Here is a 23,955-nt window from a genome sequence, read left to right as displayed (position 1 = left end):
CGTAGTCGCACCGGTAACCCGGTTATCGTTCATCCTTCCCGCACTACTGTCCCCGTAATGTAGCCGTACGGTTCGTCGGTGGCGATGAAGATTTCGTTGTTGTTCTCCATCCCAAATTGCTCCAGGTTGAAGGGGATGTGGTGCTTGTTGGGCATAATCAGGCTAATCTCACTGACCACCTCGTTCGCTTCCAGCACCGCCGTCCCCATGGCCAGTAGCGTTTGCTGAACCGACAGGCTCTTGTGGTGCGCAAATGACTTCAGGAGGTTTTCGCGGATACGGGCAAACAACGCGGTAAAGTCATGGTCTGTACTGGTGTACGTCCAGTTGGCTTCGCACTGGGTAGCCAGAATCCGGTCCGACGTTTCCTTCAGCGTCGTATATTGGTCTTTGATGTAGCCCTCGAAACCGGAGTCGGTCGTTTTCAGAATCAACAGGTCTTTGATGCCCGACGTAATGGTGATACCGGCTGCCGTTTGCACAATGGTCGTCGTTCGCTTCTCTGAGCCCCCACCCGTATAGGCATGATGGTGCGGCTCTCCATCGAAGGTCATTCGCGTCCAGGGGTGTTCAACGATATGAATTGTCGCCTGTGATACCGGCGGGTTATTTGTGATAAAATAATTGGCCAGGTAAAGCCCGAAGTCCTCGATTGACCCCGTAAACTGTTCTTTTGCCAGGGCGTACACCGTGTTCTTCTGGGTGTCGGTGGGTAAAATATGGGTATTGTCGCCCAGAGTGTGGACCGTCTCGAAATCCCCTTTCAGCGATACATTGACCGAAATTTGCCTGAACTCATGGTAATCGAGATACCGGATAATTTTGGACAGGTTGATGGCATTCTTACCGTATGCATTCGTTTTCAGCGTAGGTTTCATGGTTGTGTGCGCGGTTTTGGCTAGTATTGACCCCTAGTATAGAAATTTATTTTCTATTTAGTCGTATGATTGATTTTGCCATCAGGGGAAACAACGTCCTGACACCAACCGGTATCCGGCCCGCCGTTGTGCTGGTAAAAGACGGGCGGATTGCCGATGTACTGTCGGAAGTGCCGGCCGGGTTTGACGCCGACGTCATCGACCTACAGGATAGTGTCCTGATGCCTGGCGTTATCGACCCGCACGTTCATATCAACGAACCCGGCCGAACTGATTGGGAAGGCTTCGATACGGCTACCAAAGCCGCAATTGCCGGTGGCATTACAACGCTGGTCGATATGCCGCTGAACGCATCGCCCGTAACGACTACTGCTAATGCTTTAGACCGGAAACTGGCGGCTACCAGCGGACAACTGCATACCAACTGTGGCTTTTGGGGTGGTTTGGTTCCGGGTAATACAGGCGAGATCGAACGCTTGATTGAAAAAGGGGTTCTGGGGTTCAAAGCTTTCCTGACGCATTCCGGCATCGACGAATTTCCGAACGTAACGGAGGCTGATCTGCACAAAGCCATGCCAATTATTGCCCGGCACGGCCTGCCCTTGCTGGTCCACTGTGAACTATCGACGGACGAAACGCTGGCTACAGGCGATGTCCGGTCCTACGCCAACTACCTCGCATCGCGGCCCAACGCGTGGGAAGATACGGCCATTGCGCTGATGATTCGGCTGTGCGAGCAATACAACTGCCGGACGCATATTGTGCATTTGTCCTCGGCCAGTGCCATCGAACCCATTGCCGAAGCGAAGCGGAAAGGCTTGCCCCTGACGGTTGAAACAGGGCAGCATTACTTGTTTTTCAACGCCGAGACCATCCCGGATGGGCAGACTCAGTTCAAATGTGCGCCACCCATTCGGGAGAATGAAAATAACGATCGGTTGTGGGCAGCTTTACGTGCCGGTATCATTGATTTTGTGGCTACTGATCATTCACCGGCCCCACCCGAGTTGAAACAGCGGCAAAGCGGTAATTTTATGACCGCCTGGGGAGGGATTGCTTCACTCCAACTGGCCCTGCCCGTGCTGTGGACAGCCGCCCGGCAACGTGGCTGTACGGTGGATGATGTGGCCCGGTGGCTGAGTGAAAAACCGGCCCGGTTAGCGGGCGTATCCACCAGAAAAGGGACGATTGAAACGGGGTACGATGCCGATATGGTCGTCTGGAATCCGGAAAAGTCGTTTACCGTTTCGGAAGATCGGTTGTACCATAAACACAAAATGACGCCGTATCTGAACGAGGAACTGTACGGGGTTGTCGAGCAAACGTATCTGGGTGGTGTGCCTGTTTTCAGCCAGGGAGCAACCACGAAACTGAATGCCGGGAAGCTAATTTTAAGGGACGGCAATGACTGATTACGTACAGCGCGCTGCCGCCGTTCTCGAAAAAATCAACGAACTGGCTGCCATTAGTGAAGACGCCACGGGCCTAACCCGAACGTTCGGCACCGATGCCTTTTTGGCGGGCAGGCGAAGGGTGCAGGACTGGATGGAACTGGCGGGTTTGCAAACGCGGGTCGATGCCATTGGCAACGTCCGGGCGCGGTTTGTGAGCCCAAACGCGGGGGCTAAAACATTCGTTATTGCCTCGCATATCGACACGGTGGTCAACGCCGGGAAGTTCGACGGGCCGATGGGCGTCGTGATGGGGCTGGACCTCGTTACGCGCCTTGTCGAGTCCGGGAAGCCGCTGCCATTTCACATCGAGCTAATCGCGTTCAGCGACGAGGAGGGGGTGCGGTTCCATACCACCTATCTGGGCAGCAAAGTGATTGCGGGTTCGTTTGACAATGCCCTGCTCGACAAAAAGGACGCATTCGGCATGACCCTGACCGAGGTACTTCAACGGATGGGCTCTACAATCACGGACCTGCCATCCGACGCACTGGCCCCCGCCGACTGGCTGGGTTATTTTGAGATACACATCGAGCAGGGCCCCGTATTGTACGAACGTCACGTACCCGTTGCGGTCGTTACGGCCATTGCCGGGCAGAAACGGGTAGAAATCACCTTTACCGGTATGGCCGGTCATGCCGGAACTGTACCGATGGCTATGCGTCAGGATGCCCTGTGCGCGGCCGCCGGGTTTGTGCTGGCCGTGGAGCAATTTGCCCTCACGCACAAAGATAATCTGGTCGCTACCGTGGGCAAACTGACCGTGGTGAATGCCGCCAGTAACGTCATTCCGGGCGAGGTGAGCTGTAGCCTGGATGTGCGGAGTAACGATGCGGATCTGCTGGAAACCACTTATCTGGCCCTGCACGAACTGGCAATCAGCATCGGTGCCAACCGACCCATTAGGGTGAACTGGAACCTGATTCAGGAAACCGCACCGGTGCTTTGTGATACTGGCTTGACGACCGTACTGGCTAAATCAATACAGGAGAGCGGATATGACGTGATTCCGCTGGTGAGTGGGGCCGGGCACGATGGTGTACCAATTTCGCAGGTGTCGCCCATTGCCATGCTGTTTGTCCGCTGTTATAAAGGCATCAGCCATAACCCGCTGGAAGACGTTGAACTGGCCGACATGGCTGCTGCGCTCCGGGTGGCCGATACATTTCTTGATTCCCTCATTGAACAATATCCCTAACAAAACCAGATGGAAATTTCTGCGCTCACCCGATCCGTTGTCAAACGCAATCACGCCGTTATCAGCCCCGACGGATACATTAATAGCCGCGTACCCGGCTGGGACAATTGCACCGTTAACGTCATCATCAACGAGCAGATGGGGGCAAACCTCTGTCAGACGCTCATTACCCTGACCGACACCGGCAAACTCACGGGTAAAACCGTCGCGTCACAACTGTTTTTCTACGTCATCAGCGGTCAGTGTACGGCTACTGTACATGGGGGAACACAGACGCTGGCAACGGGCCAGTTTGTGTACATCCCCATTGGCAACGAGTATCTGATTGACCAGCCGGATGCCGGTACGCAACTGCTTACATTCCACAAGGTCTATGAAAAACTGGATGGGTATGATGTACCGTCGGTGCTGTTCGGGGATGCGGCCAGTGTAGCCGGGCCGATGTACATGGGCGATCCGGCCCTGCGGTTGCAGGTGCTGTTACCCGACGACCTGCGTTTTGATATGGCCGTCAATATTTTCACCTATGATCCGGGTGGACATCTGCCGCTGGTTGAAACGCACATCATGGAGCACGGCCTGATTTACCTGCAGGGGCAGGGAGTGTACATGCTCGATAAGGACTGGTATCCCATCAAAAAAGGGGATTCGATCTGGATGGCACCCTACTGCCAGCAATGGTTTACGGCGATGGGGAAAGAACCAGCAGTGTATATTTATTATAAAAACGTGAACCGGTTTCCCACAGTGGTTTAGGATTAAAAACCCTACCCAACTCTCCCCAGTAGAGAGGGCTGAGCGGGGTTTATTATGGATAGACTCATCAGACGTTATCCCTTATTCCTTCAATACAACATGACGTTAGCCGAACTCAATCAGTTGCCCGTTTCTCAACGAAAAGCCGCCCTCACTACCTGTTGCGGTTCATCGGTTTGGGTGGATAGGATGGCCAGCCTGTTTCCCTTCGAGACTGCCGGGATGCTTTTTGAACAGGCCGAAACCACCTGGCTTACCTGCGCTGAAACGGATTGGCGGGAAGCGTTCACGCACCATCCTAAAATTGGCGATATCGATTCCCTGCGGGCCAAATTCGCCAGTACCAAGGCGTGGGCTGCGGGAGAGCAGGCGGGTGTTTCGTCGGCGTCGCAACAAATACTGGAAGAACTGGCTGAGGGAAACCGGCTGTACGAAGAAAAATTTGGTTATATCTTTATCATCTGCGCCACCGGGAAATCGGCGGGCGACATGCTGGACAGTCTGAACGCCCGCCTGCCCAATGCCCCCGAAGCCGAAATCCGGATTGCCATGCAGGAACAGGGAAAGATAACGCGAATACGACTGGAAAAACTACTGACATGAGCCCCGTAACAACCCATATTCTCGACACTTCGCGGGGGAAACCAGCCGTGGGTGTTCATGTTATTTTGTCCCGGCAACAGCGCGAATGGACCGAAGTAGCGCGTGGCATCACCAATGCCGACGGTCGAGTCGGTGATTTATTACCGAAAGAAGCCGTCCTTACATCGGGAGTTTATAAACTGCGATTTGATACGGGCGCTTACTTCGCTGGATTGGATACTCCGGCGTTTTACCCCTTTGTCGAAATCGTGTTCCAGCTAATTACCGGCGAGCATTACCATATTCCCCTGTTGCTGAATCCGTTCGGCTATTCGACCTATCGCGGGTCATGACGTAGTGACACTAAACCAACAACCATGAAGTTTTCGATTCAGGAAAGCGATAAAACCCAGTTACTGGACACGCTGAAAACGGCTAATCTGGCCTTCCAGAGCACTTATCCCGGTGATAAACCCGACCGGCAACCGGTACACACCGTATACGGCGGAGCAAATCTGTTCAAATCGGATACCTGTGTCCGGATGGGGGAGATTGCGTTGACCAACCTCCAGACCTATGCGCCCAATTTTGTGGTGCTGGCCCGTGTGCTGCAACTACCCGGCTATGAATACCTGCCACACGGCCTACAGGAAATCGCCGACCTCACCAGTCGGCTGGATGCCCTGTCCGACACGGAGCGACGGAACGAACCGGCCTGGCTGGCCTATTCGGTTTACACTAAAATTAGGCAAAAACTTCAGACCGAAGCCGTTGAGGATTTTCGGATTGATTTTGAAGATGGCTTTGGTAACCGGCCCGACGATGAAGAGGATGCCACCGCCGTTCGGGCCGCGCTGGAAGTGGCCGAGGGTATGAAAAACAACACCCTATCGCCCTTTATCGGCATCCGTATCAAGCCCTTTACCGAAGATTTAAAGTTTCGGGGTGTTCGTACGCTCGACTTATTTCTGTCCACCCTGCTCGACAAAACGGGGGGCTTACTGCCCGATAATTTCGTGGTGATGCTGCCCAAGGTGACCATTCCCGAACAGGTCAGTACGATTGTCCGGCTGTTTGACCTGCTCGAAAAAGGGAACAACCTGGCCCCCGGCACGCTACGTATGGAAACGATGGTGGAGGCCACGCAGATTGTGATGGACGACGAAGGACGCAATCCCCTCATGCGCATCATCAGGGCGAGCGAAGGGCGTTGCATAGCCGCCCATTTCGGAACCTACGACTACACGGCTTCCTGCGGCATTACGGCCAAATACCAGACGATGGGGCACCCGGTTTGCGATTTTGCCCACCACATGACCAAAGTGGCCCTGGGTGGTACCGGCATTTTCCTGTCGGATGGAGCAACGAATGTTATTCCCATTGGGCCGCACCGGGGCGATACTCTGACGTTTGAGCAACTGGCCGAAAACCGGGAATCGGTCCATCGTGCCTGGCGGCTTGGGTTTAATCACACCACCCACTCGCTCATCAATGGCTTTTACCAGGGCTGGGACCTTAACCCGGCTCAGTTACCGATGCGCTACGCTGCCACTTACGCGTTTTTTCTGAGTAGTTACGAAGACGCCGTTTTTCGCCTGAAAACGTTCGTGGAACGGGCGGCTATTTCCACACTCACGAAAGATATTTTCGACGATGCCGCCACCGGGCAGGGCCTGCTCAATTTCTTCCTGAAAGCCATGAATTGCGGGGCCATCTCCGAAGAGGAAGCCCTGACTACGGGCCTGACGCTGGACGAAATTCGCAGCCGGTCGTTTTATCGAATTCTGGAAGGTCGACGCGGTAAATGAAACGGGTTGGCGCGTACGCGCCAACCCGAATGGTAGTAGTTTAGTTTTCCTGCCTGGCCGCACAGCCAATTACCGTTTGTAGCGGCTGGGGTGTTCCCGGCCAACGCCAAAACTATAGCCCAGCGCCAGCGTAAAGGTTGAATTTTGCAGGGAGTTGCGGGTACCCCACACGTTGGGGAGGTTATTCTGTACGTCGCTGAGACCCAGTGTATAGCGGGCATCAATCAAAAAGTGCTGCCGGTTGCCGGTGCCCCAGTTGAGTTGGAATCCGCCGGCTGCACCCAGGTCCAGGTCATTAAAATCGTTCGAATTGTCGCCGTTGAGAACGGGCCCGGTTCCCTGAAGATAATCCCCTTTGATTCGTTTGGCGTTCATCTTTATACCCAGTGACGGTCCGATAAAGATGTTGGGCCTAAAATTGCCGGACAGGGTCAGGAAATAGCGGGCCAGCACCGGAATTTCGAGGTAGTTGACACGCTGGATAAACTTCAGTCGGTGATCGTTATAGCTTGTGCCCCGCTGCGAATACAGCACATCGGCCGAGATGCCAAAATGGTTCAGGGAGCTATACATCAGAAAGGCTCCTGCCGATAAGCCGGGGGTGAAACTCATGTTGTCCGCATTACCCCAGTAATTAGACAAATTCAAGCCGACACGGGGACCCACGCTGAAGCGTTGTTGAGCATAACTGCTTGATAGGCAATAGGAAAAAAGGATAAATGAAAAGAGGATGGAGCGTACTAAAGTTGCGCGAAACATAGATGGAATACTAGTTGATATGCCGGATTAACGCCCGATGTTCCACAAATGTTATAAAGAAATGATAGCGCAGCGGTAAAAATAGAAAGGTTTTTATGAAAAAAGAGGGTAGTCTAAGGGGTAGTCTCCAGACTGTGCAGGATATACGAACGTTGTTTTCTGAGGGGCCGTCGGTATTGGTTTGGCAGGTCTTTTTGGGGCGAAATAAATAAGGTAAATAGCCACTGCCAGCATAAAAAGAATGGCCGCTGTAGCGGTGGCAATCCAGAGGGGCCAAAGCCTTTTTTGCGTGGCCGATTCGTGGATGCGCTGGTGCAGCGCATCGCGAAGATCCGCTATTTGTCCGCTCATGGGGCCGGTTGCCAGACCCGTAGCGGTATGTTGCATGGCTTCCAGACCCGCCAGCGCATCGGCATAAAAAGGGTCTTCCAGCAGCAGTCGTTCTACCCGGTGCCGGGCCGGGCCTTTTAGCCGCCCCTCCTGGTAGGCCTGCAATTCATCGAACGTCAGTTGGTTATTCATAGACTTTCTTTACGCATACAAATTTTCAGATTTCGGCGGCCATTTTGCAAAAAACTTTTTACCTGTTTCATGTCAAACCCAGAGAGGTCGGCTACTTCGGTGTACGTTTTGCGTTCCAGATAAAACAGGGTCAGGCAGGTTTGCTGCTCGGCGGGCAGCGTTTTCAGGCAGGTTTCCATGAGTGTCAGGTCTGCCTCCTGGTCAAGTGGGTCGGTTTCATCGGGCAATAAGGCCGTCAGTGAGCCATCCACCAACTCACCGCTGGCATTGGTCACCAGGTGTGCTTTGGGATGGGCCTGATTTTTCCGTAGTTGCATCAGGCAGTAGTTACGGGCAACGCTATGCAGCCAGGGGCCAAACTGCTGCACGTCGTGTTTACGCAGGTCGGTTATCAACTGCTCGAATAGACTCATAACGGCATCTTTTGCCTCCTCCTCATCGCGCAGGTAATTGTAGCAAACGGCATAAATCAACTCCATGTGCTGTTCATACAACTCACCCAAAATTGCCAGATCGCCCGTAGCGCGATAGGCCGCCACGTAATCGGCGGCATTACTACGGGGTGGGGTAGGTCTGGATTTACGAAACAGTTTAAGAAACATACAGGGGCCGCTCAGTACACGTAATGGATGCAAAAAGCATCTTTATTCCACACAACAATGGGTTATTTACGCAACATCCGGCCAAAAGTATAACCGAACATCACCAGTGCGTGTTACCAGGGGGTATTAACGCAACATCGGTATGAAACGAATCCTGATAATTGGTAGTATGCTCAGCATCGGTTTGCTGATAAGCGCATCGGGGCAGAGTAATCCGTCGCCAACCACGCAACCGGCGACCGCCACGCCAGGGAATACCAAGCAGATAGATCCGGCGCAGAAGAAAATAAGCCAGCAGGAACGGCGCAGAAAAGAAGCAGCCATGGATACCACGCTACCCGGAAAGCGGAAAGGACGCCGGCTCCGGCCCGATTCACTACGCCGGGGTGGCGTCACCAAAGTCGACACCGTTTGATAAACGACCGTTTCAATCCCTCTTCTCGTGGATTAGCCCTACGTGTACAAACAACAGTCTGGCCAATTGTCAGCCTATTACTTTTCAGTACGGCGGAGCTGTTAGTACTACCGACTGACAATAATACCACGGTCTGCACTTGTCTACCCTTTTCCGGCGAAATTATGGATTGGTGATATTGCTACTGACTTCACAGGGTAATAAAAAAAGCCCGTTCGCCCTGCGAACGGGCTTTCCGAATCAACTTTTCTTAACCTATTTCAGTCTATTTGCTGAAGTTTATGGCCCGCTTTTGAGTCTCGGTGGTCAGGCTTACCTGCCTGATAATACTACCTTCACCCGATTTGATTTCCAGGGTGTACAAACCATCCTGTATACCGCTTACATCGAAAAGCATGGCCGTTTTGAGGTCTTTTTTAGCCACGTACTGGCTAAAGAGGACGTTCTTCTTTTCATCGAGCAGTTGCACATATACCGGAGTGGGCGCAACTTTCTCTACGGCCAATCTGATTTTACCCTGCTGGGTTACGTACATACTGGCATCGAACGAGGTGGGCTTCTTCGGGGCTTCCGGATTGGCAAGCAGTGCGCTGGCACTGAAAAGGAGTCCGCTTACTAAACTTTTGCTGCTGGCCAACAGACTGGCCTGGCTGAATAAATGAATCATGGCTTTATACGTTTTTGTTGTTTACTGTTCTCCCTCTTTATGCCAAACGGTGTGCCATAAATAGCAATACGCTGATTATCAGGGATATGTTCAGGAAAGGTGTCTGGTTATTTGTACGGAAACGGACAGTGTGTGTTCAATAATGAACGTTTTGTCCGTTTTTTGCACGGCCTGGAAGGGGAGCCGTATTCACCGGGTACGGGGCATAAAAAAAGGTTACCCGAAACGGTAACCTTTTTTTATCAATCGTCAGTGAGAAAAAGACAAGCGGTTGATGAACGAAGCCGTCATTTTTTCGATACCCCACCCTACGAGGGTGGGGTTGGGGTGGGGTATTGTCTAATGTACTCCGTCTTTACCGCATTGCATTTCTCGGATCGGCCTTCATCTCGATTTTGAATTCGTGTGGCGGCTCAGCACCCAACAAGTTTTTGACGAAATAATCCCAGCGTCGGCGGGTCATGTACGGCGAGTAGCTGCCAAATCCGTGGGCCGCATTCGGGAAAAGGACCAGGTCGTAATCCTTGTTGGCTTTCGCCAGGGCCTCAACCACCAGCAGCGTGTTGGATGGCGGCACGTTGTTGTCCATCATGCCGTGGGCCAGCATCAGCTTTCCCTTCAGGTTTTTAGCGTAGTTCTGGTTGGCGTGGGCTTCGTAGTCTGAGTTCGCGGTCAGGCCGTCGTACCGCTCACCCCAGTCGTCCTCATAATTGCGGTTGTCGTGGTTACCCGATTCGGAGATGCCTACCTTGAAGAAATCGGGGTACTTGAACATGGCCGTTGCGGTAGCGAATCCGCCCCCGGAGTGCCCCCAGATGCCCACCCGGCTCGTATCCATGTAGGCGTATTGCCGCGCCAGTTGCCGGATGCCCGACACCTGGTCCGGCAGCGTATTCTCCGACATATTGCCGTAGCTCATGTCGTGGAATTTTTTGGAACGCAGTGGGTTACTGGTCCCTTCTATTTCGACCACAATAAACCCCAGTTCGGCCAGGGCCTGGTTATCTTTCCGGGCTGCCGAAAAGCCCCAGTTGCCCACGCTGCCACCCTGCGGACCCGGATAGATGTAGTCAATAACGGGGTATTTCTTCGCAGGGTCAAGGTTGGTGGGCGTGTATAGTAGTCCGTAAATGTCCGTTTCTCCGTCGTGCGCTTTTAGCTTAATGGGCGTTGGCGCATGCCAGCCCGTAGCCGTCAGCCGCGAAATGTCGGCTTTCTCCAGCATCAGCGTCTTTTTGCCGGTCAAACTGCGCACCACGCTCACGGGTGGGACCGTCGGTGTTGAATAGGTATCCACAAAATAAGTACCGTCGGGCGAAAGGCTCACCTGATGATTACCCGCTTCGGGCGTGAGTACGGCGAAGTTCTTACCGTCGAATCCGATCTGGCAAAACTGGGCGAAGTAAGGATTTTCCGGCTGCCGCCCAACGGCCATGAAGTAGAGCATCCGTTTGGATTCATCCACTTTCAGCAGCCGGGTAACCACAAAGTCACCGGTTGTAATCTGGTTTTTCACCTTGCCGGTGGTCGCATCGTACAGGTACAGATGGCCCCAGTTGTCGCGCTCCGAGAACCAGATAAACTCATTTGTTTTGGGCAGATACCGCCAGTTGATGGACCCCCAGCCCGATTCGTACTGGGTAGCTACAACCTCGTCAAACACTTCCCGCACCGCCCCCGTTCTGGCATCGGCCAGCCGGACTTTTTCCTGCTTATGGTCGCGGGAGGTGGATACGAACGCCAGTTGCGACCCATCCTCGGTCCAGTGAACATCATCGAACGTGCCACTGCTGGAAATGTCATCACTCAGCGTAGCCCGGTGCGGGTCGGGTGGTATTTGCAGCGTAATTACCTTCGGATTATCGACCTCGATGATAACCCGCTGAATAGTGGGAATGACAGAATCGCCGGGGAAGGGGTATTTCCACTGTTTCAGCGTGGGTTTGCCCACGTTGGTTGTCACCAAATACATATCGCTCACCTGCCGCTGATCCTGTTTGAAGGTAGCAATCTTCTTAGAATCCGGCGACCACGCCAGAATGGCCCGGTCGCTCGATTTCCAGCCGGCATTGTCGGTGGCGTACCCGAAATCCTTGATACCATCAGTCGTTAACTGAGTTTCTGCGCCGGTTTTTACATCCCGCACCCACAGGTTATAATCCCTGATGTAAGCCGCCCGTTTTTTGTCGGGCGAGAGCACCTCGTTCCCGCTGTCGCCCCGGCCCGGCCGCTGCTCGTCGGCGCTGGTCATGGGTGGGTTGGTGGTGTCGGCAGTGAGCTGGTCGCTCTGCGGGGTGTACTGCCAGGATTTACCCCCGGCCTGAAAACCGATGGATTGGTTATTGGGCGCAACACTGATTCGCTGGAAAGGCAGGCGCGATGCTTCGTAAGTTTTGCCCGTTGCTTTCACTAGCGTACTGGCTAGTTTCCGGGTGTCGAAAGCGGCCGTTCGCGTTCCTTTGGCGGGGTCGACCAGGATAAACTCACTACCGCTGGCCGTCAGGTTCCGATACCAGAACCGGTTGTCGGGTAACCAGTTTGGGCGAACGGGGCCGTTGTCGATAAGTTGTTCGGCATTGGGGCCGAGGAACCGCTGGGCCTGTTCGTAGTCTTTAGCTGTTAGCACCGGTTGCGGTTGGGCGTAAGCCGTTACCAACAGGGCGATGGGCAAAGCCGTCAATACGATTTTTAGCATAGTTGATGTACGTTGTATGTTAGGAGCATTCACTATCTGCCCTGGTAAGAAACAGTAAAAATAACGAAATATGAACCGGATGGCTGAATAGAAATCATCTGAATTAGGCAGTACCGGGGCTTTGTTGACTCCCCGACTCCTTTTAGCTACTTCTTAAAGGCCAGGGCTTTTACGGGTTGGATCCGGTTGACCACGATAGTGGGTATCCAGAGTACCAGCGCAATCAGCAGAATGGTGGCCCCGTTCAGGGCCAGGATGGTAGGCCAGTCCCACACGATGGGTACGTAGCTCATGAAGTAGTTTTTGGGGTCGAGGGGAATCAGCTTGAACCGGTCCTGCAGGAAGCAGATACCCAGCCCAACCACGTTGCCAATCAACAAACCCCAGGTCACCATGTTTAGTCCCACAAAGACGAACATGCCCCGAATCAGTGAATTGGGGCCACCCAGTGCTTTCAGCAATCCAATCATAGGAGTTCGTTCCATCATCAGTACGATCAGTACGGATACCATGTTGAACGAAGCGACGAACGTAATCAGGCTGAGTAAGATGACCATGTTCCGGTCGAGGAGGACCATCCAGTCGAACAGGGGACGGTACTGGTCCGTGACGCGGGTGAGCCGCATATCGGGCGACAGCACATCGAACACGCGGGCGGCTGTCTGTTCTACTCTTGTGAAGTCGTTGACGAAAATTTCGTAGGTTCCCACTGAGTCGGGGCCCCATTTGTTGAGTCGCTGAATGAGCCGGATATCGCCCAGGGCAACGGTTTTGTCCACTTCTTCCAACCCCGTCTCGTAAATGCCGACCACCGTCATTTTCCGGGCGCGGGGCGGATTGCCCAAAAAATATAACGGTACGTTGTCGCCCACGTTCACCTGTAGCTGATTCGCCATGTACTGACTGAGCAGCAGTTGGGTGGAGCCGTTCCCCGTATCGGCCCCGACCTCGGGCACCGTCCCGGCTACCAGCGACCCCCGGAACAGGTTCCAGTCGTAGTCTTTCCCCACGCCTTTCAGTACTACCCCGGCCAGTTCCTCTTTGGTTTTCAGGATACCCGCTTTCTGGGCCACCGCCTGAATGTGCCGCACGCCGGGAATGCGGGTGCTGTCGCGGTACAGGCGGGTGGTCAGGGGTAGGGCGGTGTCTTCGTACGACATATTGTTGGTGAACTTACTCACCTGCAAATGGGCACCGAACAGGAATATCTTTTGCTGAATGGTGTTTTTGAAGCCGTACAGTACCGAAAAGGCGACAATCAACACCCCCAGACCGAGGGCAATACTGGCGATACCAATGCGGGTAACGGTGGCCGAAAAACTGCCCTCGGGCGCGTGGCGGACCTTACGGGCCAGAAAAACGGGGACGTTCAACGTGATTTTTGGTTTACTGTTTTTGGTTTACGGTTTGTGGTTGGCTGACGCATTTGCATGCTCGCGTCAGCCAACCACAAACCGTAAACCGAATACCGTTTGCTTGATTCGTAAAAGTAAGCGTTTTATTGGTAGCAGCGAGACCCGCTATGGATAGCACCGACACCAGCAGGCTCCCGGTTTACCCAAAGTCTGCTGGTGTTGGTGTACATAGGATGAAAGGGGGTGCTACCGCATAATTCTGCTACCAGCGGATCGATTAATAGTTAGAACCAGATTGACCACTTTGAAGAGATTGCTGCTTGAAGGCTAGGGCAAAGTGTAAAAAGCTGTCTGGAAACTAAGGCAATGGCCATTTGGAAATGTAAACAACACCCCTGCCTTGTTGGCTGTTGCAGAAAGAAAAACTTTCTCCTGAGTGCCCCCGGCTACAAACTGCATCCGTACCCGAGATATAAAGTCGTTGCTGATCGTCCAGATACAAACTATGGAGTTGATGAAGTTGAGGTAGATCAATTCGTCGACCATCGGAGGTGATAATGCCCGGCGTTTCAAAAATGCCCGTCGTCGCAGTTGGACCATTCAGGAAAACTTGATTGATCTTATAGTTTACACCATTGGAGGCCGTTACAGGGTTAATTGGAAACCCATTGTAGCCCATTAACGGATAATAATCGAATGCCAAACTACCTCTTCTTTGATAGGGCTGCCAGCTCTTACCATCATCTACACTAAAGTTATCGGCTGTGGTGAGTACTCGATAATTGAGCAACCCATTCATGGTAAAAAGTGTGTCCCGATACTGAACAATACCAAACATACCGACTGACTGCTGATGAACTTGTTGCCAGTGATTCCCCTGATCGGTCGAGCGGAAGATGGCACTACCGGTTGAGATCAGCAGGGTTTTGTCTCGATTTCCCCACACTCCCTGAATTTCTTTGTCAACGGGCGCTTTGAGCGTATACCAGTCAGGGTACTCAGCCATTATGGTGTCATACTGTGGATCCACAGTATCCGATTCCGTCTTTTTGCAAGATACGGCCAGCACTATCAGTGCACATCAAAGTAATGTTTTCATCGCTGCTGAGTAAGAATTTGACTACGGTTAACCAGTAAACGTACTCCGTTTATTATATGTTTTGAATAGGGTATAAGCGAGGGATCTTCTTGTCGGTTTGATCTGGTTGGCTCAATTTCTAATGACAGTTAGTTTGGGATTTGTAGAAGACACGGGGTTAGCGCTGGTGAGTAATGAGTTGTTGGGAAGGCTATATAGGTAGATACTGGTGGATGTTGTCGACTGGGCCAACACCGGAGTTAGTAGACCTATCAGAGAGAATAGAATTACGTGAATTGCTTTCATCGAAAATTGTTTATTGGCTTAGATGTGTTTGCAAATTGGCACAACTACGCCTTTATAGCCGCAAAACGCACTACTGCCAACAGGCCCTGGGGAACCCGGAGCCTGTTGACAGTAGTGCATATAATGGGAGGGCGGTTACTGCCGGACAATCTTGACGGTGCGAACCTGCTGTTGCTTAGTTGCCTGCAACAGGAGTAGGTGCGGCCCGGCCTGATCCAGCTGGAACCGTTGCTCTTCGGATGCGCCTGCCTGCTCCACCGTGCGGCTTTCCAGCAGGCGACCCTGCAAGTCGGTAAGCCGTAACTGCACGGGCTGCCCTTCGGCTCCGGTAATCAGTACCCGCACCTGCTCACGGGCGGGGTTGCCCAATACCTGAAGCGACAAGGTTGTACCCACTTCTTCGGTGGCTACGCGTGCCCGTCCGCAGGCCTGCTTCAGGTTCCAGGTGTAGGTAGCGACGGTACCACTCTGGCGGGCCATGAGCATAAAGGGCTGCACGTCGTTGGCGGTGCGGGATTCTTTATCGACAAACTGGTTTGGGTTGGTCGTCCAGCCCGTAATGCCGGGTGCCTGATACTCGATGGGAGTGCCATTACCCCCGATGGTATTGAATTTGAACGCTCCCGTTGCGCAGTTGTACGTAGGCTGGGTAAGGGACAGGCCCGTGGTTGGTGTCACAGGACACGCTCCCGTTCGGTTGCTACAGAAACTGGCAAAATCACCACCACCGGGCAGGCCAGGGTTACCCGTCATCAGAACGCTTTTGCCGCATAGGGAAGTCAACTCCGTTGGGAAGCAACCACTTAGTTGGTTAGTATTTAGCGATATGTTCACTAGCTGGGTTAATCTGCCCAAACTGGCGGGGATAGAACCGCTCAGCTGATTATTGTCCAGAAAAAGGAACCTTAGTTGAGTAAGGTTACCCAGCGTAGCTGGAATGGGACCACTTAACTGATTTCTTTGTAGCTGGAGAGCCTCTAACTGCGTTAAGTTGCCCAAACCGGTGGGGATAGACCCACTCAATTGATTCCCAAAGAGAATAAGACTTACCAACTTAGGTAAATTGCTCAACTCTCCCGGGATGTTGCCACTTAACTGATTGTTTGATAATTGCAGGTACAGTGCCTGTGATAGATTGCTTAAACTAACCGGGATTGGGCCACTCAACAGGTTGTTATCCAGGAGGAGGTATTGCACATTGGCTAAATTTCCCAAACTGACAGGGACGATACCGGTCAGCCTATTGGTTTGTAGGGTTAGGTACGTGAGTTGCGACAGGTTACCTAGACTAGCTGGAATAGGACCACTTAGCTGATTAGTAAACAATAAAAGACTCTTCAACTGCGACAGGTTACCCAACGTGGCGGGAATCGAGCCACTTATCTGATTTTGTCCTAGACTCAAATAGGTTAACTGCGACAGGTTACCTAAACTGGCAGGGAGTGTTCCATTTAGATTATTGCCGCTTAAACTAAGTTCGGTCACTCGTCCAGTAACATCACACTTAACCCCAAACCAATTACAGGGGCTATCGCCCTGTAACCAGTTGTTATTGAGTCTCCAGCCTGGTCCATTGGTGGAATTATATAAGTCGACCAGGATTGCCCGGTCGGGATTAGATTGTACAGGAGGATTTGTACCAATGGGGCAAGTGGCCCGCAGATCGAATCGATACGTCACCGTTACCCCGCTCTGGGTGGCAGACAGGGTAAGAGGTTGCGCATCGGCGGCCTGCCGCAGTCCGGCATCCACAAACTGGTTGGGGTTAGTAGTAGGGCCGGTGATGCCAGGAGCAAAGTAAGTGATGGTCGAGCCATCCCCTCCGGTGGTGTTGAATGTAAAAGCTCCCGTAGTGCAGTCGTAGGTGGGAGCCGTGAGTGCAAGATTGCCCGGTGTCGGCGTACCGGTGCAGGCCCCGGTTCGGTTGATACAGAAACTGGCAAAGTCGCCACCACCCGGTAGGCCAAGGTTACCTAGTAATAATACATCTTTGCCGCATAAAGAGGCCAACTCGGCTGGGAAACAGCCACTCAGGGAATTGTTGATTAGAAGTAGACTTTTTATCTGCGATAAATTGCCCAAGCTGGCCGGAATAGATCCGGTCAGCCTGTTTCCGGAAAAATTAATGTACTGTATTTGGCTGAGGCTACCCAGGCTGGCTGGAATGGAGCCGCTTAATTTATTGACCGATAGATAGAGGACTAACACTTTTGACAGATTTCCCAAACTGGCTGGAATAGGGCCACTTAACTGGTTGTCATTCAGGTTAAGACCTGTCAAATTCTTTAAATTACCTAACTCAGCTGGAATTTCTCCCGTCAGCTGATTATCGTTTAACCCAAGAGACTGTACCTGTGATAAATTTCCTAGATTGGCCGGAATTGATCCCGTCAGTTTATTAGCTTCGAGTTGGAAATACGCGACCTTCGAGAGGTTACCTAAGCTCGCGGGCAAGTTCCCACTTAACTGGTTATTGTTTAAATAAAGATCAATTAAACTGGATAAACTGCCCAAATTGGCTGGAATAGAGCCGTTCAATTCATTCCTTCGTAAGATGAGACTTTCCAACTGCGATAGGTTGCCCAAACTGGCGGGGAGTGTACCGGTTAGGTTGTTACTTCCTAAGCTAAGTTTTATGACCCGTCCATTCTCATTGCAACTCACGCCAAACCAGTTGCAGGGACTATCGCCCTGTAGCCAGTTGGTTTTGTTTACCCAAATTGGCCCCTTGGTTGCATTATAGAGGTCTACCAGAATAGCCCGGTCATTATTGGTTTGAACGGGGGGATTGGGCCCAATGGGGCAGGTGGCCCGCAGGTCGAACACATAGGTGGCCGTTACCCCGCTCTGGGTGGCCGAAAGGGAAATGGGTTTGGCATCGGCGGCCTGCCGCAGTCCGGCATCCACAAACTGGTTGGGGTTGGTAGTCGGCCCGGTGATACCAGGAGCAAAGTAGGTAATGGTCGAGCCATTGCCCCCGGTGGTGTTGAATGTAAAGGCTCCGGTAGTGCAGTTGTAGGTGGGTTGAGTGAGTGTAAGTGAGCTGCTTGACGGAGGGGAGCAGGAGCCTGTTCCGGTGCTACAGAAATTGTCGAAATTACCACCACCCGGCAGGCCGGGGTTGTTCGACATGGAAACGCTTTTACCGCATAAGGAAGCCAGTTCGTTTGGAAAGCAGCCACTCAGCTGGTTATTACTAAGTGACATGTTTAACAGCCGGGTCAATCTGCCCAGATCGACGGGAATAGAACCACTTAACTGATTGTTAAACAGGCTAAGGGACTGTAGTTGTGTCAGGTTGCCCAGCGAAGGAGGAATAGGACCACTCAACTGGTTATCTTGTAGTTGGAGGGAAGTTAACTGAGATAAATTGCCAAAATTGGCGGGAATAGACCCACTCAATTGATTACTCAAGAGAGAAAGTCCTATTAACTTAGGTAAATTGCTTAACTCGTTTGGGATGTTACCACTTAACCGATTACCTGATAACTGGAGATACAATACCTGCGATAGGTTGCCCAGACTAGCGGGGATAGTCCCACTTAACTGATTGCTATCCAGAAGGAGGAATTGCACATTGGCTAAGTTTCCCAAACTGGCGGGAATGGGACCGGTCAATCTATTGACTTGTAGGGTTAGGTATGTGAGTTGCGACAGGTTTCCCAAACTAGCCGGAATAGAGCCAGTCAGTTGATTGTTAGGTAGTAAGAAGCTTTTCAGCTGCGATAGATTGCCTAGCGTGACGGGAATTGAACCGCTTAGCTGATTTTGTCCCAGGTTCAAATAGGTTAACTGCGACAGGTTGCCAAAGCTGGCGGGCAGTGTTCCATTCAGATTATTGCCACTCAAACTAAGTTCGGTCACCCGTCCGGTACCATCACACTTTACTCCGAACCAGTTGCAAGGACTGTCACCCTGAAGCCAGTTAGTTTTTCTGGTCCATCCCGGCCCATTCGTAGCGTTGTAAAGCTCTACTAGGGCGGCCCGGTCGGGGTTGGTTTGCACAGGAGGATTGGGTCCAATTGGGCAGGTGGCCCGCAGGTCGAACACATACGTCACCGTTACACCGCTTTGGGTGGCCGAAAGGGAAATGGGTTTGGCATCAGCCGCCTGGCGTAGGCCCGCATCCACAAACTGGTTAGGGTTGGTGGTAGGACCGGTGATACCGGGGGCAAAGTACGTAATGGGCGAGCCATTGCCCCCGGTGGTGTTGAATTTGAAAGCTCCCGTAGCGCAGTCATACGTGGGCTGAGTGAGGGTCAAATTACCCGTTGTTGGCGTAGTGGAACAGGTTCCGGTTCCATTGCTACAGAAGGTAGTGAAATAACTATCGGGCTTTGCCCCTGATGTTATAAGTACATCTTTTCCGCACAGCGAAGCTAACTCGGCTGGAATGCACTTAGTAAGACTGTTGCCAAATAGATAAAGATTTTCCAGTTGTGTTAACTTACCCAGACTCGCCGGGATTATACCAGTCAGTTGGTTCTGTGCCAAGAATAGACTGGTCAACCTGGGAAGATTGCCCAAACTGGCCGGAATTTCGCCGTTTATCTGAGTATATTCAATGTTAAGGCTCGTTAACTGACTTAGATTGCCCAGGCTGGCTGGTAGAGTCCCCGCTATTGGGTTCTGGAAAATAACGAGCGATTGTAATTGCGATAGATTACCCAAACTGGCAGGGAGTATCCCCGTCATGTTGTTGTTGACCATGTTAAGTTTTGTAACCCGACCGTTTCCGTCGCAGGTTACGCCAAACCAGTTACAGGGGCTGTCACCCTGCAGCCAGTTGGTTCTATTTGTCCAGTTCGGGCCGTTGGTGGCGTTATAAAGTTCTACCAGAATGGCCCGGTCCTGATTGGTTTGCCCGGGGGATTGGTCCCAACCGGGCAGGTGGCCCGCAGGTCGAACACATAGGTGGCCGTTACTCCGCTCTGGGTGGCCGAAAGGGAAATGGGTTTGGCATCGGCGGCCTGCCGCAGTCCGGCATCCACAAACTGGTTAGGATTAGTGGTAGGCCCGGTGATGCCAGGAGCAAAGTAGGTGATGGTCGAGCCATCGCCCCCGGTGGTGTTGAATTTAAAAGCGCCCGTTGCGCAATCGTAAGTTGGCTGGATGAGTGCCAGCGGGTCGGCCAAGGGAGTACGGCCCGTTGCCGTCGTTGCGAGGGCCAAAGCCATTGCCCCCATCAGGAGCAGGAATCCGTAAAGGCGGACGGGTAAACGGTAGATAGTTTTCATAAAACTGTGGTGAAATAGTTGAGAAAAGGGTTTGATTGGGTAATTTATTAGGTTTAGTGATACACCAAATAGTTAACGATGGCCAGACTAAAGTATGGACTATTTGCACCGCCTGAAAAGTACAAGTAGGTGCGGGTTTCACCACTGCCGGAAAGTGGTTGTCGAGTTGATTGAGTTAAACGTATGAACAATTTTCTAACGAACAAACAGGCGATAGTCCGAGGAGAGCGGAATGTCCCAAATTGACCAAAAAATGTCCCAAATTGATAGGTGGTGCACTCCGTTTATTCACTTAAAGACATCCCTTTGGTGAACAAAATCAGGGGTATGTTCTACTAAATCTACCTGTAATGCTATCGAGTTTAGTCAGAGTAAGGGAAGGAGGCATGGACACAAGTGAATAAGTGAAGCCGCGCGAACCCGTAAACCCGCTCCAGGAACTTATGCGGATGATACCGAGCCAGGCCTAGGATACAAGGCGAGACAAGTCGTTTATTCAGGTTTCTTTGCTTAGTCCTTTTAAACCGTTCAGAAAAGAACAATACCTTTCGGGGAAAATTCGTCGTTCAACCCTACACGCAGGCTTTTCTTTGCCCCTGGTTTACTTTGTATACGTATGCTTATTGTGAGAAAACTCATTTTTAGTGGCTTCCTGCTCCTGATGGTTAACTGTCAGGCGCAAACGAGCCGGACACCGGCTGAGAGAGCTAACCAAACCGGAACTATCCAGACTGGGTCAATCCAGACTGGGTCAATCCAGACCGGGGCCGACCAGATGAACCTGTACCTGCCTGCGTTGCAGGGTAAGCGGGTGGGTATGGTCGTCAACCATACCTCGCGGGTTGGCCGTTCCCACCTGGTCGATAGTCTGCTGGCCAGGGGCATTACCATTAAAACTATTTTTGCCCCTGAACACGGCTTCCGGGGGCAGGCTACCGACGGCGAAAAAATCAACAGCGAACGCGACCCTAAAACGGGCATCATGATTACGTCGCTGTACGGTAAAAACTACAAGCCGACCCGACAGCAGATGGATTCGCTGGATGTGGTTGTCTTCGATATTCAGGATGTGGGCGTGCGCTTTTATACCTTTATCAGTACCATGCAGTATGCTATGGAAGCCTGCGCCGAAGCCAACAAACCCATGATTGTGCTGGACCGCCCGAATCCCAATGGGCATTACGTGGATGGACCGGTACTCGAACCGAAGTTCAAATCATTCGTTGGTCTGAACCCCATCCCCGTTGCGTACGGCCTGACCATTGGCGAACTGGCCGGGATGGTCAATGGCGAAGGCTGGCTGGCCGGGTCTAAGACCTGTGCCCTCACGGTAATACCTCTGAAAAATTACACGCACAATACACCCTATACGCTGCCCATACCGCCGTCTCCCAATCTGCCCAACCAGCAGGCGGTTTTACTATACCCATCCCTCTGCTTTTTTGAGGGGACGGTGGTTAGCGTGGGGCGCGGAACGGACAAACAGTTTCAGGTAATCGGTTCGCCCTACACCAAATACGGCCCCTACACGTTTACCCCCGTCGATAAACCGGGTGCCATCAATCCCCCCCTCGAAGGGCAGCTTTGCTACGGTCTCGACCTGACGAAGGTAGCTATCCCGAAAGACGGGCTGATGCTGGATTATTTCTTCGACTTCTTCAACCGGTCTACCAATAAAAGTAAGTTCTTTCTGGCTAATAATGGTATCGACCGACTGGCGGGCACCGACCAGCTCCGGCTTCAACTGCTGGCAGGCGTATCACCCGCCAAAATCCGCAAAAGCTGGCAACCCGCCCTGAACGCGTATAAGATAAAGCGAAAGAAATACCTGCTGTATCCGGATTGAAAGAGCGAAAGTACCAAAGAGTGAAAGAGCGGATGAGTGAATGAGTGGAGCGGGCATCTTTAACTCATTCATTCTTTCGCTCTTTCACTCTTTGGCTTACCTTTGCATTTTAGAGACCTATCATGGCCACCGAACAGATTTTGATTCTGGATTTCGGTTCGCAATACACCCAACTTATCGCCCGTCGGGTGCGCGAACTGAACGTTTACTGCGAAATCCATCCCTATAATAGCCTCCCTGCAATTACGTCCGATGTAAAGGGTATCATTCTCTCCGGCAGTCCGGCGTCCGTTCGGGATGCCGATTCTCCCGAGGTACAACTGGCTGCTTTCCGGCACAAACTGCCCATTCTGGGGGTGTGCTACGGCGCGCAACTGCTGGCGCATACCAGCGGGGGGGAGGTGCAGGCATCGGCCATCCGCGAGTACGGCCGGGCCAAACTCGGCACCGTCGAGGCCGGAAATCCACTCATGAAGGGCATCGACCCGCACTCGCAGGTGTGGATGTCGCACGCGGATACGATTACCACGGTTCCCGATACTTTCCGGATTATTGCCTCTACCGATACCGTGCGGGTAGCCGCCTTTCAAGTAGCAGATGAACCAACCTACGGCATTCAGTTTCACCCGGAGGTTACCCATTCCCTGCAAGGCAAAACCCTGCTCCACAACTTTGTGGTGGATATCTGCGGCTGTGCGCAGGACTGGACATCGGAACTGTTTGCTGAATCGACGGTGGCGCAGCTGAAAGAAAAAATTGGTGACGATAAGGTTGTTCTGGGCCTGTCGGGGGGCGTCGATTCGTCGGTAGCCGCCATGCTCATTCATCAGGCCATTGGCAAGAACCTGTACTGCATTTTTGTGGACAATGGCCTGCTGCGGAAAGATGAATTTTCGGGGGTGCTGGAGTCGTATAAAACGCTGGGACTAAACGTAAAAGGCGTTGACGCGAAGGAACAGTTCTACACCGCCCTGACTGACCTGACCGATCCCGAAGCCAAACGGAAAGCCATCGGTAAAACGTTCATCGACGTGTTCGACCAGGAAGCGCACCTCATTGAAGGGGTGTCGTGGCTGGGGCAGGGGACCATCTACCCCGACGTCATTGAATCGGTATCGGTCAAAGGGCCGTCGGCTACCATCAAATCCCACCACAACGTGGGTGGCCTGCCCGATTTTATGAAACTGAAAGTGGTTGAGCCACTAAATACCCTGTTTAAAGATGAAGTACGGGCCGTGGGCCGGACTCTGGGACTACCCGAAGCCATTCTGGGTCGGCACCCGTTCCCCGGACCGGGGCTGGCCATTCGGATTTTGGGCGATGTTACCCCCGAAAAGGTAGCTATTCTCCAGCAGGTTGATGCGCTGTTCATCGACGGTCTCAAACGCGATGGGCTGTACGACAAGGTCTGGCAGGCGGGAGCCATGCTACTGCCCGTACAGTCCGTTGGGGTTATGGGCGACGAACGAACCTACGAACGGGTAGTGGCTCTGCGGGCCGTAACGAGCGTGGATGGCATGACCGCTGACTGGGCGCACCTGCCCTACGAGTTCCTGGCCGATATTTCTAATGAAATTATTAATCGGGTGAAAGGTGTAAATCGGGTAGTGTACGATATATCCTCCAAGCCACCCGCCACCATTGAGTGGGAGTAACCGTTGCGGTTGAACGCAGTGCGTATCGTGCTGATTAATCGGATAAAGAAAACGGGTTGCCCCAGGGCAACCCGTTTTTCGACAGGGTTTCATCAAACCTGATTAGGTGGAGAAGTCGCGGAAAGCAGAGCAAATGTTGAATTGA

19 protein-coding genes are annotated in these 23,955 nt (G+C 52.5%); 9 read left to right on the top strand and 10 right to left on the bottom strand.

What is annotated here, in order from left to right; translation table 11 throughout:
* Positions 1 to 29: 29 nt before the first annotated feature.
* On the bottom strand, positions 30 to 878 hold the full coding sequence (pucL, locus tag B156_RS0128420) for a factor-independent urate hydroxylase (RefSeq protein WP_018623211.1): 849 nt from the start codon (positions 876 to 878) through the stop codon (positions 30 to 32).
* A 65-nt stretch (positions 879 to 943) separates the two neighbouring features.
* On the opposite strand from pucL, the gene allB reads away from it, so the two are divergent.
* The 6 genes from allB to B156_RS0128390 all read left to right on the top strand — a co-directional run bounded on the left by allB (position 944) and on the right by B156_RS0128390 (position 6,673).
* On the top strand, positions 944 to 2,290 hold the full coding sequence (allB, locus tag B156_RS0128415; RefSeq protein WP_018623210.1) for an allantoinase AllB: 1,347 nt from the start codon (positions 944 to 946) through the stop codon (positions 2,288 to 2,290).
* Positions 2,283 to 3,527: an allantoate amidohydrolase gene (locus B156_RS0128410; RefSeq protein ID WP_018623209.1), complete on the top strand. Its 1,245-nt coding sequence runs from the start codon at positions 2,283 to 2,285 to the stop codon at positions 3,525 to 3,527. The genes allB and B156_RS0128410 overlap by 8 nt, the downstream gene beginning before the upstream one ends.
* Positions 3,528 to 3,536: 9 nt before the next feature.
* Positions 3,537 to 4,283, top strand: a complete 747-nt coding sequence (allE, locus tag B156_RS0128405; RefSeq protein ID WP_018623208.1) for a (S)-ureidoglycine aminohydrolase — start codon at positions 3,537 to 3,539, stop codon at positions 4,281 to 4,283.
* 99 nt (positions 4,284 to 4,382) lie between these two features.
* A complete protein-coding gene (gene uraD, locus B156_RS0128400) occupies positions 4,383 to 4,886 on the top strand; it encodes a 2-oxo-4-hydroxy-4-carboxy-5-ureidoimidazoline decarboxylase (protein WP_018623207.1) in 504 nt (167 codons plus the stop codon).
* A complete protein-coding gene (gene uraH / locus B156_RS0128395) occupies positions 4,883 to 5,218 on the top strand; it encodes a hydroxyisourate hydrolase (RefSeq protein ID WP_018623206.1) in 336 nt (111 codons plus the stop codon). Before uraD ends, uraH begins: the two co-directional genes overlap by 4 nt.
* Before the next feature lie 24 nt (positions 5,219 to 5,242).
* On the top strand, positions 5,243 to 6,673 hold the full coding sequence (locus B156_RS0128390; RefSeq protein ID WP_018623205.1) for a DUF6986 family protein: 1,431 nt from the start codon (positions 5,243 to 5,245) through the stop codon (positions 6,671 to 6,673).
* A gap of 69 nt (positions 6,674 to 6,742) precedes the next feature.
* Here the strand turns inward: B156_RS0128390 and B156_RS0128385 are convergent, their stop codons facing one another.
* From B156_RS0128385 to B156_RS0128375, 3 genes are all read right to left on the bottom strand, one after another.
* A complete protein-coding gene (locus tag B156_RS0128385; protein ID WP_026261120.1) occupies positions 6,743 to 7,432 on the bottom strand; it encodes a porin family protein in 690 nt (229 codons plus the stop codon).
* 93 nt (positions 7,433 to 7,525) lie between these two features.
* On the bottom strand, positions 7,526 to 7,954 hold the full coding sequence (locus B156_RS0128380; protein ID WP_018623203.1) for an anti-sigma factor: 429 nt from the start codon (positions 7,952 to 7,954) through the stop codon (positions 7,526 to 7,528).
* Entirely contained in the window at positions 7,951 to 8,556 is a 606-nt protein-coding gene (locus B156_RS0128375; RefSeq protein ID WP_018623202.1) for an RNA polymerase sigma factor, read from the bottom strand. Before B156_RS0128375 ends, B156_RS0128380 begins: the two co-directional genes overlap by 4 nt.
* A gap of 142 nt (positions 8,557 to 8,698) precedes the next feature.
* On the opposite strand from B156_RS0128375, the gene B156_RS0128370 reads away from it, so the two are divergent.
* Positions 8,699 to 8,971, top strand: a complete 273-nt coding sequence (locus B156_RS0128370; RefSeq protein WP_018623201.1) for a hypothetical protein — start codon at positions 8,699 to 8,701, stop codon at positions 8,969 to 8,971.
* Between the two features lie 265 nt (positions 8,972 to 9,236).
* Here the strand turns inward: B156_RS0128370 and B156_RS0128365 are convergent, their stop codons facing one another.
* The 6 genes from B156_RS0128365 to B156_RS0128335 all read right to left on the bottom strand — a co-directional run bounded on the left by B156_RS0128365 (position 9,237) and on the right by B156_RS0128335 (position 20,309).
* Entirely contained in the window at positions 9,237 to 9,638 is a 402-nt protein-coding gene (locus B156_RS0128365; protein WP_018623200.1) for a hypothetical protein, read from the bottom strand.
* A gap of 355 nt (positions 9,639 to 9,993) precedes the next feature.
* Positions 9,994 to 12,333, bottom strand: a complete 2,340-nt coding sequence (locus B156_RS0128360) for a S9 family peptidase (RefSeq protein ID WP_018623199.1) — start codon at positions 12,331 to 12,333, stop codon at positions 9,994 to 9,996.
* Positions 12,334 to 12,479: 146 nt separating this feature from the next.
* Positions 12,480 to 13,706 (bottom strand): ABC transporter permease, encoded by a 1,227-nt coding sequence (locus B156_RS0128355; RefSeq protein WP_018623198.1) that lies wholly within the window; start codon positions 13,704 to 13,706, stop codon positions 12,480 to 12,482.
* A gap of 340 nt (positions 13,707 to 14,046) precedes the next feature.
* Complete coding sequence (locus tag B156_RS0128350; RefSeq protein ID WP_157627217.1) at positions 14,047 to 14,694, bottom strand: beta propeller repeat protein; 648 nt, start codon at positions 14,692 to 14,694, stop codon at positions 14,047 to 14,049.
* Positions 14,695 to 15,207: 513 nt separating this feature from the next.
* On the bottom strand, positions 15,208 to 19,782 hold the full coding sequence (locus tag B156_RS32020) for a leucine-rich repeat domain-containing protein (protein WP_018623196.1): 4,575 nt from the start codon (positions 19,780 to 19,782) through the stop codon (positions 15,208 to 15,210).
* A gap of 122 nt (positions 19,783 to 19,904) precedes the next feature.
* The gene (locus B156_RS0128335) at positions 19,905 to 20,309 is read right to left on the bottom strand and encodes a hypothetical protein (RefSeq protein WP_018623195.1); all 405 of its coding nucleotides are present in this window, start codon (positions 20,307 to 20,309) and stop codon (positions 19,905 to 19,907) included.
* Positions 20,310 to 20,925: 616 nt separating this feature from the next.
* Here B156_RS0128335 and B156_RS0128330 point away from each other — a divergent pair.
* On the top strand, positions 20,926 to 22,155 hold the full coding sequence (locus tag B156_RS0128330) for an exo-beta-N-acetylmuramidase NamZ family protein (RefSeq protein WP_018623194.1): 1,230 nt from the start codon (positions 20,926 to 20,928) through the stop codon (positions 22,153 to 22,155).
* 122 nt (positions 22,156 to 22,277) lie between these two features.
* Positions 22,278 to 23,810: a glutamine-hydrolyzing GMP synthase gene (gene guaA, locus B156_RS0128325; protein ID WP_018623193.1), complete on the top strand. Its 1,533-nt coding sequence runs from the start codon at positions 22,278 to 22,280 to the stop codon at positions 23,808 to 23,810.
* Positions 23,811 to 23,955: the final 145 nt, after the last annotated feature.

Origin of the sequence: Spirosoma luteum DSM 19990, from assembly GCF_000374065.1 — a bacterium.
GTDB lineage: Bacteria > Bacteroidota > Bacteroidia > Cytophagales > Spirosomataceae > Spirosoma > Spirosoma luteum.
This window is presented reverse-complemented; position numbering and strand designations above follow the sequence as displayed.